The organism is Umezawaea sp. Da 62-37 (assembly GCF_032460545.1).
Classification (GTDB): Bacteria; Actinomycetota; Actinomycetes; order Mycobacteriales; family Pseudonocardiaceae; genus Umezawaea.
The window spans coordinates 8,157,191-8,173,243 of the sequence record NZ_CP135965.1 but is presented as its reverse complement, the minus strand read 5'-3'; the positions used below and the strand labels follow the sequence as shown (position 1 = coordinate 8,173,243).

At 65.3% G+C, this 16,053-nt stretch carries 9 protein-coding genes, 1 tRNA gene and 3 pseudogenes; 4 read left to right on the top strand and 9 right to left on the bottom strand.

Translation table 11 applies throughout. The annotated features are described in order from the left end of the window. Positions 1-621 precede the first annotated feature (621 nt). The 6 genes and pseudogenes from RM788_RS37805 to RM788_RS37785 form a co-directional block, all read right to left on the bottom strand. On the bottom strand, positions 622-4,113 hold the full coding sequence (locus tag RM788_RS37805; RefSeq protein WP_315924194.1) for a tetratricopeptide repeat protein: 3,492 nt from the start codon (positions 4,111-4,113) through the stop codon (positions 622-624). 189 nt (positions 4,114-4,302) lie between these two features. Continuing rightward, positions 4,303-5,229 carry a transposase gene (locus RM788_RS37800; RefSeq protein ID WP_315924192.1) on the bottom strand — a complete coding sequence of 309 codons (927 nt, stop codon included), beginning with the start codon at positions 5,227-5,229 and terminating at the stop codon, positions 4,303-4,305. Positions 5,230-5,419: 190 nt separating this feature from the next. After that, a pseudogene (locus RM788_RS53125) lies at positions 5,420-5,536 on the bottom strand (transposase family protein); the annotation flags it as partial. Positions 5,537-5,778: 242 nt separating this feature from the next. After that, positions 5,779-6,135: a hypothetical protein gene (locus RM788_RS37795; RefSeq protein WP_399341295.1), complete on the bottom strand. Its 357-nt coding sequence runs from the start codon at positions 6,133-6,135 to the stop codon at positions 5,779-5,781. A 191-nt stretch (positions 6,136-6,326) separates the two neighbouring features. Next, positions 6,327-6,596, bottom strand: a complete 270-nt coding sequence (locus tag RM788_RS37790; RefSeq protein ID WP_315924190.1) for an ATP-binding protein — start codon at positions 6,594-6,596, stop codon at positions 6,327-6,329. Then, complete coding sequence (locus RM788_RS37785; RefSeq protein ID WP_315924188.1) at positions 6,499-6,903, bottom strand: ATP-binding protein; 405 nt, start codon at positions 6,901-6,903, stop codon at positions 6,499-6,501. Before RM788_RS37785 ends, RM788_RS37790 begins: the two co-directional genes overlap by 98 nt. An 87-nt stretch (positions 6,904-6,990) precedes the next feature. Here RM788_RS37785 and RM788_RS37780 point away from each other — a divergent pair. Both RM788_RS37780 and RM788_RS53120 read left to right on the top strand, forming a co-directional pair. Then, positions 6,991-7,188, top strand: a pseudogene (locus RM788_RS37780) (cold-shock protein); the annotation flags it as partial. 30 nt (positions 7,189-7,218) lie between these two features. After that, a complete protein-coding gene (locus tag RM788_RS53120; RefSeq protein ID WP_399345216.1) occupies positions 7,219-7,938 on the top strand; it encodes a cold-shock protein in 720 nt (239 codons plus the stop codon). A 230-nt stretch (positions 7,939-8,168) separates the two neighbouring features. Here the strand turns inward: RM788_RS53120 and RM788_RS37760 are convergent. Then, positions 8,169-8,984: pseudogene (locus RM788_RS37760) on the bottom strand (IS5 family transposase); the annotation flags it as partial. 156 nt (positions 8,985-9,140) lie between these two features. Here RM788_RS37760 and RM788_RS37755 point away from each other — a divergent pair. Then, positions 9,141-10,352 carry an ISAs1 family transposase gene (locus RM788_RS37755; RefSeq protein ID WP_315924185.1) on the top strand — a complete coding sequence of 404 codons (1,212 nt, stop codon included), beginning with the start codon at positions 9,141-9,143 and terminating at the stop codon, positions 10,350-10,352. A gap of 35 nt (positions 10,353-10,387) precedes the next feature. Here the strand turns inward: RM788_RS37755 and RM788_RS37750 are convergent, their stop codons facing one another. Continuing rightward, positions 10,388-12,748, bottom strand: a complete 2,361-nt coding sequence (locus RM788_RS37750; RefSeq protein ID WP_315924183.1) for an AAA family ATPase — start codon at positions 12,746-12,748, stop codon at positions 10,388-10,390. 311 nt (positions 12,749-13,059) lie between these two features. On the opposite strand from RM788_RS37750, the gene RM788_RS37745 reads away from it, so the two are divergent. Continuing rightward, positions 13,060-15,093: a VWA domain-containing protein gene (locus RM788_RS37745; protein WP_315924181.1), complete on the top strand. Its 2,034-nt coding sequence runs from the start codon at positions 13,060-13,062 to the stop codon at positions 15,091-15,093. A 698-nt stretch (positions 15,094-15,791) separates the two neighbouring features. Here RM788_RS37745 and RM788_RS37740 read toward each other — a convergent pair. Further along, positions 15,792-15,865 (bottom strand) — tRNA-Pro (locus tag RM788_RS37740). Between the last annotated feature and the right edge of the window lie 188 nt (positions 15,866-16,053).

Here is a 16,053-nt window from a genome sequence, read left to right as displayed (position 1 = left end):
CCGTAGTGATCCAAGGCCCTGACCTGGGCTTTCGCCGTACTTCGACCGTCGGGACGACAGGATTCGAACCTGCGACCCCTTGACCCCCAGTGTCGACCAAAAACTGACTGACCTGCGGAAACGTTGATGCAGGAGCGCAGTTAGCGTCAGTTCGACGTTGTACGACTCCGGTTGGGCATGATCGGCGCTCCGGATTCGCTCCTTCTCCTTCTGCCACCGTCTACATATTCAAGTCGACAAGCGCACTTGACACCGACCCAAGTGACTCGACTCCCGCGTGCGGCAACAGGCTTGCAGCCGGGACACCCTGCGTTGTCGTGGCCGGGCGAAGCCGCGCTGGAAAGAACTAAAGCTCAAGGCTCTTGTGCCGACTTTGACATCCCCGTGAGGGCTCATGGTCGATTGCCTGCCCTACAGCGCGTCGACCAGTCAGTCTGTGGCAACAACCGGCCGACGCGCAACAGCAGTAACGTCGACAGGTCACATTATCTCGATCCACCCAATTTCAGCGGCTCACCGTCAAGTTCTATTCACAATGGCCTCACGAAGACCGATCCACACCGAACCGAACATCAGCAGCGGAAACGACATGTGACACCCAAGGGCCGCTAGGGGCCATTGTCATGCCGGACGATGAGGTCGATAGTCAACGGGCTCAGTGAGATCGAAGTGGCCAGCCAAGCGCAGCGTAGCTATCAGGTCCATATAGCTGCCTTGCAGGAGCTCACTGAACCGATGTTCTCGATAGGCCAGGTGACGGACGGCCTCGGCTTTGCGGTATGCAACGGGAACAGCCTCGTCAACACGTCCTAGCCTGATCAAGATGCTATGCAGGTCTCTCGATGAGCCGACCACTCCGAGCAGGTATTCCTCATCCACGCTGGCCAGCCGCTCATAAAGCTCCACAGCCCGTTGACAGTTGTCCGCCGCCTGGTCATAGTGACCGGTGGCGATCTGCGCGTTGACCAAGCCGTGAAAGGCCGAAGCGAGCGCAGCCATGCGACGGCGGCCTGCTTCTGCGTGGATGGCGCACAACCGCACTGCCTCGGTGAATGCGGCGGTAGCCTGTTCAGCGTCCCCGGAATCCAGACGGATCTCCCCGAGAAGGCATAGCGCGAACCCTAAGTCGCTAGGCTCGATCAGAGTGATCGTTCGACCGATGCGAACAGCCTCGGCGACTACCGCCGATGCCTCATCGCGGTGTTCGAGTTTGAGGTGCAGGGATGCTAGTCGGGTTAGCGCGGACACAAGCGCGGCCGAATGCCCGACAGATAGTAGGAGTTCCGCTCCAGCTACCGTGTGCTCCAGCGCTTCAGCGGAGCGATCCAGGCTCGCGTACCGATCCCCCAGGTTGATCAGGGCCCCGCCTTTCGCCAGAGCTTCAGCCAAGTCGAACCGGCTCGTCAGCTCCACGGCCGTCCGCGCGGCGTCGAGGGCGTCGACCGGACGGTTGAGGGCGTGTAGCACCTCGCTCAGCTTGATCAGTGTCTCGACCAACATGGACAGCGAGCCGGGTTCGGCCTCGACCGAGGCCCTCAGTAGCGTTACAGCTTCCCGGCACACCGGTAACGCGTCGGCGTAGCGGTCGATCTTGACAAGCACGTCAACAGACCGCGCAAGGGCCGTGATCAGCTCCACCCGAGTCCCTTGGCGGCCGAGACCGACCGCCTCCTGTATGGCAGTGACAGCGACGTCCGATCGGACGAGTCGGAGCTGGACGTGAGCGAGCTGGTCCAATGCGTGGATCAGGGTGATGCGGTGGCGTCGGGGGTTGAGCCCAGCCATCCGACGGCTCACCTCGACCGCTCGTTCGGCAGAGGTTAAGGCTTGCTCGTAACGGCCGAGCGCAACGTCGACGGAAGCGGCGTTGTTCAGGTTCGTCGGCTGCTGGTCCGCTCGCCATTCGCGTAACCGGTCCGCCTCGGCGATGGCGTCCATCGCTTCCTCGTACCGGCGCAGGCTGTTGAGGATCGCGCCGCGGTTGCTCAGCACGATCGACAACAAGTCGTGCTGCGGACCGTCCTCGGCACACACACGCAGGATGGACAGCGCCTCGTCGTCGGCCTCCAGTGCCTCTTGGTGGCGGCCCAGTTCGAACAGCGCGCAGCTCAACCGGTTCAGTGCGGTGGCCAGTTCCTGCCCGTCACCCGTGTGGCGAACCAGCGCCACACCTTCTTCCGCCGCCGCCAACGCCTCCGACCGCCGACCAAGCGCGAGCAACGCGGATGCGAGCCAGTCCAACCCGATGGCCAGCATCCGAGGGTTCCGATCAGGATCCCGTCGTCGCAACGCAACACACTCCTGCATCGCGGCCAACGCGTCCTCGTGCCTGCCGGCCTCCGTGCAGCGGTAGCTCAGCGCTTGCAACACCGAAGCCAAGGGGGTGGTGTCCCCGCTGGGATCACGTTCGATCGAAGCGCGGACGAGGGGCAGCGCCAACCTCAGCGTCGTGCAGAGCAGTTGTGCGCCGTGTTCGTGGTGTCGGGGCAGATCTTGCAGTGCGGCGCAGGCCCTGATGAGTTCCTGCCCGGCATCCCGTTGTTCTTCGCACAGCACGAGCGCACTATCCGCAGCGGCCGCCAGCACACCGTCCGGCTCGTCGAGCGCTTGGCGCACCAATTCTGACAAGTTCGCCACGAGGTGTCGCTGCAGCACCCCGTGCACGGCAGGGCGGTGCACGGCGGCCAACGACAAAGTGTTCAGCAGTCGGGCGCGGCAGCGCTCATCGACCAAATGCGCGGCCGCGACCACCTCATCGAGGTCGGGCCCGATACGAACCGTGCTGTCGAGCAGTTCCTCGACTAGCAGGTCCGGCCCGAATGATCCGAGCACAGACGCACCTGGGTAGAGCTCGGCCAACCAGTAGCCGATCCGGCCACGCCGCTCCGCCTGCGCAAGTCCGGCGAACTCCGGCAACGCAGCGAGCACATCCCGAATTTCTCTAGCTGATGGTCCAGTGAGCAGTGCGAGGACCACGGCGCGCACGGCATGGGCGTGGTGCAGGTCGCCAAGTTGGTGTACGGAAAGCAGCCGAGTCCACCGGGCCTGCTCCCGCGTGAGAAGGTGCGCCAGCACGTTGGGCCCGCCGCCCTCACCCCGAACCGCTAACAGGGCGGCCACGTGCACCAGCAATGGGTTGACGAACTCCTCCCCCGTCACATCGGGAACATCGGGAACCTTGACCTCAAGGTGCTCGGCGAAGGCGCGCACTGCGGCTTCGGCGTGTTCGCGCTTTTCGTCCGGGTGCAGCGCATGTCGGCTCAGATCGATGTGCAGCGTGGTGAACAACGACGCTGTCCCGTGACCAGTTCGCTCCACCTCGGTCCACCAGTGGGACTGCACCGCAGGCGTGCGATCGAGCAGCAGCACCCGTACTGGCGGCCCTGTCAACCGTAGTGCGAACCCCTCCAGCACCGGCCCGAGCACGGGGAGGAACCGCTCGGGGTAGTCGATCACGAGCAAGGCGGGTGTTTCCGGCGTGAACTCCTCCAACATCTCCTTGGAGGTGACCCACCCGGCGGTCCAGCCGCTTAGCCGGGCGCACAGATGGGCTGCGAGTCTGCTCTTCCCGGAGCCGCCGTCACCCGAGACAGTCGCGATGGCGAACGGCCGATCATTCTGGCACCACGCCGCCAGGTCATCCAGCAACCCGGTACGACCCAGGTACGGCACAACTCCGAAACGCGGCTGGAGCAGCCACACGTCCGGCGCACCCCGCGGCAATGACTGGTAGGGGGGTTCGAGGGACGGAGCCGTGTGTCCGGTGCTCGACAGCGCCAGCCCTTCGATCAAGACGGTGTGCCGAAACCTCCACAGGGCCAGATCGGTCAGCGGGCGCAGCAGCGGCCACTGCTTCCCGGACGCGTCGCGGCCCAGGGCGTGGCAGCCGTCCACGAATGCCTCGATGACCTGCCAGTCCGGTGGACGCACGAACTTGGCGTTGAGCAGCTCGCTCAAGGTTGATCGGTTGAGCCGGCCGCGCAGGATCTCCGGAGCGGTGGCGCGGTTGTACGCCACCAGCGCCTGGTAGGTCGGTCTACCCGCCGCCACATGCATATCGACCAACTGCGCGGCGAACTTCTCGCGGAACGAAGTCTGCAAGAGGAGTTCCACTTCGGTTCGGATTCGTTCGGAGCAGGTGTTCCAACGTAGCCGGTCCGAGGCGTGTTTTCCGAGCTTGTTCGGCGTTCCGGACAGTGGCGCGGGGCGACGCCAACCATGGTCGGCGGAACGACACCGGCTATTAGGAGGATGACGTGACTCGCAGGAATCGCAGGTTCAGGATGACGCTCCGCGCTATGGTCACTGGTGTGGTGGCTGGTGCGACCAAGGCGCTGGTGGACTGGCTGCTGAGCGGGTGACTGGCAAGCGCGGTCGACGAATGCCGCGTCGACCGCGCACGCTCCATCGGTGTCCAAGGCGGCAACGGCATTGATGGCCTCCCTGCTTTCGTCGGTGGTGCGGCTCGCAGAGCACGGAAGGGGGCGAGGTAGTCCCGCACCGAGCTGTATGTCCGCGGTATCCGGCGGCGGTGATCTCGCGGTGCAGTTGCAGGACGTTGGTGCATCCGTCGTTCCAACGCTGGTGCAGGTAGCACTTGTACTCGTCGAGCTTGCTCGGGCGCCCGGCGCGGGGTTTGGCCAGCAGTTCCTCGACGCTCGCGGCGCGGTAGAAGCGGCGAACTGTTTCCTTGGCCAGCCCGAGTTCCCGCTTGATGGTCTTGATGCCCAACCCTTGGGCCTTCAATGCCTGAACAGCCTCATAGCGATCCTTGGTGCGCACGACCAGGGCGGACTGCTCTGCCCGTTCGGCGTGAGCGACCTCGGCCGTCTGGGCGAGGTCAACAACTTCCACCTCGACCGGGGCCTCCGGCGAGATGTGCGGCTCACGCAGGCAGCGGTGGTGGGCGGCGACGGTCTTGTCGACGTATCCGGTCAGGTTGTGCCAGAGGTGCCAGCGATCGGCAACTTGGATGGCGTCGCGTGTACCGGTGCGGGCGCCTTCGGCGTAGGCCCCGGCCCGGTCCCGACACACGACCGTGGTGCCGGGATGTTCGGCCAGCCAGGCGGCGAAGGTTGCGGCTTCCCGGTCCAGCAGCACGTCGACCGGCTGATGGGTGTCCATGTCGATCAGAACGGTGCCGCAATGATGGCCCCGGCGCAGGGCGAAGTCGTCGACACCCAGAACGGTGACCGTGGCAATGTCGAGATCGGGCAGCGCGCGGATCAACCGCAGCATCGTGTTCCGGCTCGTCGACAATCCAGCACTGCGGCCAGCCGGGATCCGGCTCGACCGGCCAAGGCGAGTCCGATCGACTCCACCATCGTCCGCAACAGCGCCGTGCGCCGCCGTAGCGCACCGTCAGCCCGGTGACTTGTTGGACGAACGTCCTGATCCGGCAGTCTGCGTCCTCGCAGAAGAACCGCCGGACACGCAGCCGAAGGACTACCCGCCGACCAGCCACCGCCGCATCGGGAATCCTGCGCTCGTACCGAGAATGCACCCGCACCAGCACTCGACCACAGGCCGGACACACCGCCTCCACCGCACGTGGGGACGCCCGGATCCACACCGTCGAACCGAGCTCCTCGACCCGCTCGATCACCACACCGGCCAGGTGAGAGAGGAGCACGCCAGGATCATGATCATCACACCGGGAACATGGTCACAGAGCCCACGTCACGCCCGGCACAGGGCCAGAACGATCACGAAATATGGGCCAGAACCCCTCGACTGGCCCCGAAGTGACGGCCTGAGGTGGACCCGCGCGAGCTCTCTTCAGACTGGCGGTTGTTGGTCGAGCAGCCCGACGGAATCGGTGCTGTAGGCGACTATCCAGCTGGGGTTGATGCGGTACCAGATGTTCTCGTCCCAGAACGGGTCCTCGCTGTCGCCGTCGTAGTGGTTGACGAGGTAGTCGCGGATTGCCGGCCAGGTCGGGTCGCTGCTCGTCTCCTCGGGGTTGAGCGCGACGGCGTGTCCGTGCTTGAAGATGCCGAGTTGCTCACCGCGCAGGAAGGGCGCGCTGATGCCGGGGCGCGCCGCGAGATGGCGAGCTTTGGCGGCCTGGCGGCGGGTGCCGACGATCCGGCGGCCGTGCAGGAGGTGCGTCGGCGCCGCTGATGTGTGGTTCACCGCGCCGGGTGACCGTGGCGATGGCCAGGGTGCACATGCCTTGGCAGACTCGGACGACCTGCTCGGCGTCCAAGGTGCTCTCACCTGGCCGGATGATCGATTTGAGGTGGCCGCTGGAGTTGGCCAAAGACGTCGAGCAGGACTTGGAGGCTGTGGAGCTCATCGGGAGTTTCGAACATTCGGCTAGCCAATCAGCTCCCACCGACAGTGTCGGCTCGGTGCGTGGTCGCCGACCGGGCGTGGGCGAGTCGGTAGGAGGTGGTGCCGGTATCAAGGACGTTGCCGGCGAAGACGAGTCGGTCGATGATCGCGGTGCGGAGACGTGGGTCGGTGAAGGTGCGGGTCCAGCCGGAGGAAAGCTGGTTAGAGGCGATGGTGATGGAGTTGATCTCCTCGCGTTCGGTGAGGCCCTGGAAGAGCGGTTCGACGCCGCAGCGGTCGAGTTCCCTGTAGCCGAGCATCGTCGATGCAGAGCAGGTCGACGCGGCCGTAGCGGGCGATGGTCTTGGTGAGCCGGCGTTCGTCGGCGGCCTCCACCAGTTCGTTGACCAGCTTCGTGGCCAGGGTGTAATGGACGGGGGACCCTTGCTGGGTGGCGGCGGTGCCCAGGCCGATGAGCAGGTGAGACTTGCCGGTGCCGGAGTCGCCGATCAGGCAGAGCGGCTCGCCGGCACCCAAGCCTTCGCCCAGACCATCAAGGTATTTAGACCTGGTCTCAAAACTCGGCGTGTCGCTAGGTGAACCAACGGCCCGCCCCTGGCTCCGCACCGCCCGCCTGTGGGCCCGGCCCGATGGACCGGAAGTCCGTCAGAGAGACTGGGGGCCAGTGCCCGCCCTCTCGACCTGGAGCCTTTGATGCCGCAAGGGACCGTCCGTTGGTTCGACGCCGAACGGGGTTTCGGCTTCCTCGCGCCCGAGGACGGCTCGCCGGACGTGTTCGTGCACGCCTCCGAGATCGTCGAGGACGGCGGCGCGAAAGTGCTCCGCGAGGGTCAGGCCGTCGTGTTCGAGGTCGGCGAGAACGACCGCGGGCCCCAGGCGCTGCGCGTTCGCGTCACCGCCGATGCGGCCACCGGCAGCGCCGTGGGCCTGCTCGGCACCGTCAACTGGTACGAGCCGGGCAAGGGGTACGGCTTCGCGTCGCCGGACGGCGGCGGCGCCGACATCTTCGTGCACAGCTCCGCCATCGTGACCGGCGGCGTGCTCACCGAGGGGCAGCGGGTGGCCTTCCTGATCGTCGAAGGCGAGCGCGGCCCGCAGGCCGGGCACGTGATCCCGCTGGGAGCAGGGGCCAGCTCACCCGCCGCGGCTGGTATCGCGGACGGTGCCGACGGCACGGTGGCCTGGTACGACGAGGACAAGGGCTTCGGCTTCATCAACCCCGATACCGGCGCCGGGGACGTCTTCGTTCACGCCCAGGCCCTGGCCGAGGGGCTGACGTGGCTCGCGGAGGGCGACCGCGTCGCCTACGAGGTGGCTAGTGGAGACAAGGGCCCGCAGGCCCGCGACGTGCACTTGGTCCAAGCCGCCGAGCCCCAGACGGCGCCGCAGCGGTCGGCACCTGCCGCGGCCGCAGGGCCGGCCGCGCGGGACGTGCCCGTACGAGGCGGCGAGGGCGTCGTCGCGCGCTACGACGGCGACCGCGGCTTCGGCTTCATCACCCCGGACGCAGGCGGCGACGATCTCTTCGCCCACGTGTCCGTGATCATGGGGTCGGAGCCGCTGCAGAAGGGTGACCGGGTCCGGTACGCGGTGCGTCAGAGCGACCGGGGCCCGCAGGCCGACCGCATCGAACGCCTCTGAAGAGGCGGCCCCACCGATGGCTGATCACTTCCCGACGAGAGCGCTCGTTCATCCCCGTCGATGGTGCCGCCAGCAACGCGGCTGCAGCCTCCTCCAGGAGATCGATCTCCCTCGTGGTGACAGGGGCCCCGTGCCGACCCGAGGACCTGCTCCGCGCTCAGAAGCTCACCAGCCACCCCCACCCAACGACACAGAGCCACCGATGTATCCCCAACGAGTGAATGGATGCGTCAGACCTGGTCGCAAAGCTCGATCTTCATGAGCCAGCGGACGTTGATCACGGTGCAGGCCAGCGTGAGTAGCGCCAGCGTGGTGCGTTCGGTCCGGTCGTAGCGCAGCCCCGAGGCGTTTGAACCGCAGCAGCCAGGAGATGGTGCGTTCGACGACCCAGCGGACCCGGCCGAGGCGGGACTTGCCCTCAATCCCGCGCCGGGCGACACGGACCTTGATACCGCGGCGGGTCAGGTAGCGGCGGCAGCGGCGGTAGTCGTAGCCCTTGTCGGCGTGCAGCTTGTCCGGTCGGCATCGTGGCCGGCCCGCCCGGCCATGGTGGCCACGCACAGTCGGGTTCGCGTCCAGCAGCGGCTCGAACAGCATGCTGTCGTGGGTGTTTGCCGCCGACAACACGATGTGCAGCGGTAGCCCGTTCGCGTCGCACAGAACGTGGTACTTGGAGCCGGCTTTACCCCGGCCAGTAGGGCTGCGGCCGGTCAGCTCGCCCCCCTTTTCGACCGCACCGACACCGCGTCGATGCAGCCTCTGGTCCAGTCGAGCTCGTCGATGTCGGACAGCTCGTCGAGCACGAGCTGGTGCAGCCGGTCCCACACGCCAGCGTCCTGCCACTCACGTAACCGCCGCCACGCGGTGTACCCGGAACCGCATCCGAGCTGCTCGGGTAGGTCTCGCCAGCGGCAGCCGGTGTCGAGCACAAACAAGATCCCCTCTAGCGCGGCACGGTCATCGATCCGGGGCCGCCCACCCGGACCGCGCGGCGCTGACCGGGACGGGATCAGGGGTTCGATCAGCTCCCAGAGCCGGTCTCCGACCCGCCCAGGGCGATTGCGTAGTCAGGCGGCAATGGCGCTGAGCTGGAGGTCTGCGGGGGTAAGGAGCCTTTGTGAAGGCGAAGGCGGCGGGTGAGATCGCGTCGGTGATCATGGAGTTGCGACGCTTCACGACTCCGAGGAAGACCCCACCCGCCGATGCCATCATCTCTCATCACCGCACTGACCGTCACGACACCCTCCGCCGGCGGCTCACCGCCGCCTGTCACCGATGGTGAGCATGGCGGTCTGCTGGACGCCTTGGCGAAGGTCCCGGATCCGCGTGACCCGCGCGGGATCCGTTACCCGTTGTCCGCGCTGCTCACGGTCGCGGTCTGCGCGGTCCTGGCCGGAGCGTCGTCATTCGCGGCGATCACCGACTGGATACACGATCTCGACGGTCATGCCCGTCGCAGGCTCGGCTTCGAGCGCATCCCCGCCGGCACAACGATGTGGCGGCTGCTGACCCGCCTCGACGCCGACCTGCTGGCCGCCGTCCTCGCCGGTTGGCTCACCACCCGCGCTCGGCAATCATCACCGACCCGACCACGCCGATACCGCCATGTCATCGCCGTGGACGGCAAGACCCTGCGCGGCGCCCGCCTCGACGACGGCCGCCAGGTCCATCTGCTCTCCGCACTGGACACCGGCACCGGCATCGTCCTGGCCCAGGTCACCGTGGACGCGAAATCGAACGAGATCCCCGCGTTCACACCACTTCTCGACGCCGTCCACAAGGTCATGGGCACCCTGACGGACACCGTGTTCGTCGCCGACGCCCTGCACACCCAAACCGGCCACGCCCAGCAGGTCGCCGCCTACGGAGCCCACCTGATAACCGCGGTCAAGGGCAACCAACCGAAGTTGTTCGCCCAACTTAAATCCCTGCCCTGGCCCCAGATCCCAGCCGGGGACCGCACCCGCGACCGTGGTCACGGACGCCGCGAGACCCGCACCGTCAAAGCCGTCACCCCGCACATCCCCGGCGGCATCCTGTTCCCCCACGCCGAACAGGCCATCCGGATCACCCGCAGCCGCACCACCAACGCGAAGACCACCCGCGAAACGGCCTACTTCACCGTGTCCCTGCCCACCGGCGACGCCCTGCCTTCTGATCTGCAGGACTGGATCCGCCGCGAATGGCTCATCGAGAACCAGATCCACCACGTCCGCGACGTCACGTTCCGTGAAGACGCACATCAGGCCCGGACAGGCACCGGCCCCGCCGTCATCGCGACCCTGCGCAACACCGCGATCGGCTGGCACCGCACCAACGGCGACACCAACATCGCCCGCGCCCTCCGACGCGCCAACCGCCGATCACACGACCTGATCACCGCCGTCACCAGCACCTACCCCACAACGCAATGACCCTGCGCAATGACCCTGGGCACCAACCAACCAAGCTATTTTGCCGGATTGAGTTGAACATCGTTCAGTAGAGCATAAGCAAGCTTGGCGAGGTCATCTTTGAAGGCAGAGTAGTCGGGGATTGAATCGCTGGTTTTGCCATCAAGGTGGTGATTTCTCTTGATGAGCAGCATGTGGTTGCGGAGGTGGTCCGCGTCGGCGGAGTTGTCCAGGCTTGCGGCGACCTCTTCCAGCAACATGGCCACCTGAGCTTTCGTGGCCGTGTCAGGGTGGTCGAGCAGGAAGGAGTCCTTGAGTCGCTTGACCTTGGTATCGGTCTTGTCGGCGGTGAACTCACGCATGGCGTCGCGTTGGAGTCTGCCCAGTTCGGTGAACAGTGCCCGAAAATTGGTGTCCACTGTACGAGCTTCCTCGACGGAGAGCCCGTCGTTGACAACATCCAGCACGCATCGGGCGAAGCCGACCTTGGCCAGCCCGAGGCCAGGCACCTTGGCCCTGGCAGCTTTCTGCAGTGCGTGATGGGTGTCGGTCTGCGCTTCGTACACAACGTCATCAACGGTGAGTGACTCGAGTTCAGCTGCCTTGTCGGGAGTCAGGAAGGCAGCCCCGTACTTCTTCACGGCCTGGACGGCCACGCCAAGAGGAATCAAGTCCTCGATCGCGGCAAGGCCTTCAGGGTTTCCCGTGGTGATCTCGTCAGATTGAAGATCGCCCAGCTGGAGAATGAACTTCTTGTCGATCAACCGCTTGCCGCGCAAGCCTTGCCCGAGGTCACCCACCGCCGCGTCGCCAGCCTTGTCGCTGTCGAGCAGGACGATCACAGCGGGCTTCTCGACATCACGGCCGCGAGCGAGGTAGACGAGATAGGGAACGTTGCCCGCACCGCCCGCGGGCACGAGGGTGACGGTGTTGAGGTCGATGTTGGTCAGCGGATCCGGGTCAGCCCGTCGCAGCCGCGCGGACATCCCGGCGATCAGCACTTGGTCAGCCGGTCCTTCCAGCATGAGGTTGCAGTTGCTGATGAAGGTGGTCTCGGCGACGAAGCTACCGAAGGCGGAACGCAGCGGCTCGTAGTGGTTCTGGACCGCGTTGCGCACCACGCGGGTACCTTCGTCTCCTTCACCTTTTTCGAGCACGCGGATGCGCTCGCCGTGGTTCTTGTCAATCAAGAACGGTGAGTGGGTGACGTAGACGACCTGACACGGGGTGCGTTGCGGGTCTTCTGGGTTGGCGAAATCCTCGAAGATGCGCAGCAGGTCCTGCTGGCCCGCACTGGACAGGTAAGCGTCGGGCTCGTCCATCAGCAGGATCTCGCGTTTACCCGCCTCGGGCTTGTCGTGCGACTGGTACTGGATGAAGTAGCTCAGGAAGTACCGCAGTCCCATGCTGCGTTCGCCCGCGGAGTACTCGGTGCCGGTGCGGTCCCGGATGGTGAAGACGAGATCTTGGTCGCGCAGAGTGAGCAGCAACTGGAAGTGGTGGTCCTGTGACCACCACTTGGTCAGGTTGAGTTTGGCGGCGAGCCTCTTGTTGATCTGTGCGACGACTCCGTTGGCGTAGCCGTCATCGTCGTCTTCCACAGCCTTCAAGAGTTGCGCGAACGCTGTCCGACTCACACCCGCGACTTCGAGTAGCAGCTTGTCCGCCAGCCGCAGTTGTTTCTTGTGATCTTCCGAGGATTTGTTCGCTTCGTTGAACGCATTCTCAGCGGGATGCCGAGTCTGCGGGGCCTCTGGTTGCTGACCGAACCACTCGGCCGCGTTGTCGATCACTTGCCGGATGAAGCTTCGCCGGAGTCTGCGGGGTGCGGTGCGGAAGGAGTGCTTGTCTTCAGCCAGGTAGTGGAGGGGGACGCTGTCCGGAAGTGCCACGTTGGAGTCGATCTCGAACGACTTGGGCAGTAGAGCGTTCAACGCCTCCGGACTTTTCACCTCAACCTCTCGCCAGTCTTCCTGGTCGGGGATGAAGATGACAGGGGGCCGGCCTCCGAACCGGAACAGGCAGAACCGGTCGCCCACCGCAGGGGACTTCGGCTTGAGCGCCTTGCTCACTGCCACCCTCTCCTCGGCATCGAGCCCAGACAGTTCCAGGCCGAAGTCCGGTGGTGACATGTTGTCGTCCACGGCGAAGAACTGCGAGTACCGGCAGAAGTCGCCAAGTCGGATGTCGTTTCCAGTGAGGGCGCACTTGATCGCGTACAGCAACTGGCTCTTCCCGGACTCATTGGCGCCCACCACGGTCGTCACCGACTTTTCGAGGTCTACCTTGACGAACGGGTACTTCAGATCGCCAGGAAGCACGTCCCACGGGTACGGGCTGAACGCCTCGTGAGTTTTCCTCAGGTAGTCGTAGTTGAACGAGCGGAAGAAGCGGACATAGACGGCGGAGATGAACACCGGAACCCTCCCCTGTTCAGCAACGCTGCCGGCAAGCAACTGAGGCCTGTGACCACCGTCGGTGTTCGACCATGCGGTACTCCCGTATCGCCCGCCGCCAAATGGTTAGCACCACGATCGGGTGAATCTACAACGGCGCGCAATCCATCCCCTCGAAGGCGAGGCCACTCACGGAGTACAAACGCCTGTCGTGTAACGAAGAGAGTCCCGGTTGCTATGTGCCAGACATGAAACCGCCGCCTGAACGAAGATCGTTATCGGCGAGAGGTCCACATCGGATCATCGCGATTCTCACAGCAGGACTCTTCGCCTTGGCATCCGCGGCGTTGACCGCACCGGCCGGCCACGCTCAAGCAGCCGAATGCGCGAAGGTCGAGATCGTGACTTTTCGTGGTAGCGGCGAAGACAGCGTCGACGACGGGGGTCGTTCGAACGGTTTGTCCGGGCCGACCCTGCAGAAGATCATCGGCAACGCTCGCGGACTCGCTTCTGCCAGCGGGTACACGCTGGCAGATGTTCCGGTGTACGGCGTCCCCTACCCCGCCATCCCCGCCGAGGAGTACGCCGACGAGGATCAGGACCTGTTCGATTCGGTCGAGTATGGGCGGCTGTTCGGGGACGGCTACATCTACAAGCGTCGCAAGGAATGCGCCACGACAGGCACCCGATTCGTGCTCGCCGGGTACTCGCAAGGCGTGATCGCCGCTCGCGAGGTGGCCGACGATCTGCCGCCCGGTTGGATCGCCGGCGTGTTCGGCGTCGGGGACCCGGCACAGAAGCCCAATGCTCGTGGTGTCACGGGAACCGGTGCGAACGGCGACGGGATTTACCGGCAGGTGATCAAGCAGGACGACGGGACGGCTAGCAGTGACTCGTTCTACGACCTGTCCATACCGCTCCACCTGTTCTGCCACGAGGACGACCCGGTCTGCGACTACGAGTTCACGCTGCGATGGCCTCCGATAGGCGACTTCGGGCCGCACACGAACTACGGCGGCACGGACGAGGAACTCACACAGCTCGCCGGCGTGCTTCGCGACATGGCCGAGACCGCCACCACCACGCCGCCACCGCCGGATAGCACCGGTGCGGGTCCTGCCGACCTGATGTTCGCCATCGACACGACCGGATCGATGACGCCCTATCTCACCGCGGCCGTGAACAGCGCCAAGGCCACAGCGGACGCGCTTCGCGCCGCGACACCACACGCACGGGTGGGGTTGGTCGAGTACCGCGACCACGGCGACGGCTACGTCGCTCGTACGGTCGTCGGGTTGACCGACGACTTCGCCTCGTTCGAGGCCGGTCTGCGTGGACTCGTGGCAGACGGTGGGGGTGACACACCGGAAGCGGTGTACACCGGTCTGGTCACCGCACTCGGCGCGGACTGGGACCGCTCGGCTTCACGCGCGCTCATCGTGCTCGGTGACGCACCGGCACACGACCCGGAGCCCGTGACCGGGCTGACCGCCTCCACAGTCACCGAAATCGCGAAGGGCATCGCGCCGATGCCCACGCTGCCCCCGACCGTGGGTTCCGCGGCGCGCGCGGCCGCGGCAAGTCCGGATGTTCCCGGTCAGCAGCAATCACCGCCCTCCGATTCCCCTGACGTGCCGGAGGTCGAGGCACGCATCGCGGCGGCACCGGGCGACAGGATCCCACCGGTTGCGGTCTACGCGTTGTCCGCCGATTCCGGCCTCAGCACCCAACTGGGACCGATCTCGGCGGCGACAGGTGGGGCTGTCTTCCCGATCGGTTCACCTGACGAGGTGTCCAGGAGCATCGTCCAGACCGTGGAGGACGCGACGACCGCACCCGTCGCACGACTGAAGGCCGCGGGCACCGTCATCGTCGGCAACAAGACGGTCCTGTCAGGTCTCGCGTCGAGCTACAGCGGGACCGGGGAGACGTACGCCTTCGACGTCGACAACGACGGCATGGTCGAGCAGTCCGGAACGGAAGGAATTTCCACCCACACGTACACAGCACCTGGGCCGGTCGATGCCCGCTTGGTGGTGACCGACAGCCGCGGTCGCTCGTCCGAAGCCGTTGTGCGCATCGACGTCCGGCCGCTGGAGTCACTCCAGTTCCCCGAACGCGCTCCATCCACGACTACGACCACCAGCGTTCCACCAACCACCTCGACAGAGCCGTCAACTCCATCAACGGAGTCATCACAGCCCGAGGTGCCGTCCGCACAGGAACCATCAAGTCCCGGAGGCCTTGCATTCACCGGACTTGGAGGCCTCGGCACGATCATCATCGTGGGCGCCGTGCTCCTCGGCGCCGGCGCGGGGTTGTTCGTGGTCACCAAGCGTCGCACGCGACGCAGCACCAGGACCTGATGGCCGGCGGGTGGTTGACCAACGTGGTCGGCCACCCGCCCCGGCAGTGGCACGATTCCCGGCCGGTGAAGCGATGGTTTCACCGATGTGATCACCCAACATAATCTCGGTACTTCGCAGTACGACCTCCTGAAAAAGTCAGCCGACAATCGATCAAGATCAGGCCGCCCACGGATCGTCACAGGTCCAAAAACGACCAGTTGCAGCCGGATGCGCCCGGACGAAACCAGCAGGTCAGCGACTTGATGCCACGAGTCGCCGCAGGTAAGGGTTATGCCTGGTTATAACACTCCCATAGGGATCGAACGGTCGCCCGCATGCGCGGCTACGAGCGCACTGCGTCCATCACTCAATCACTATTCCATTGGCAGAACCTCACACCTATCGGACGATGGTTCGCGGACCGCCAGTCCGCGAACCATGGCGACGTTTCGTTCACCGTCACTTGAGGTTCGTTCACATCGGTTCACGCCAACGGGTGACATTTCGGCGCTGTTGCGGCGAATCACCCGTTCGGGGTGACCACATTTGCCCGCTGGCAAAACTCTGGAGCGGCTCGCTCCTTCTGCGCTCCTTCTGCGGCCTTGTTGATGTTGAAAATAGATCCCGTAAGTGATCATACGAAGATCGTTATTCGCGCACGAAAAAGCCCGCCGACCTGGGCTGTTAACCCAGAACCAGCGGGCTGATTCAGACCGTCGGGACGACAGGATTCGAACCTGCGACCCCTTGACCCCCAGTCAAGTGCGCTACCAAGCTGCGCCACGTCCCGGCCGCTCCCCTCTGTGGGGTGCTCGGAAAGCTTAGCGCATCTGCAGTAGCGCCCCGACACGGGGGGTGGGTTTGAGGAGCAGGGGGTTGAGCTGCGGATATGGCAGAGGCCCGCTGGTGCGGGCCTCTGCTTCCCCCTGGGCTCGGTCGCCCCCCGATGTGCGATCGAGGGTGTCAGCATGCGCCTGG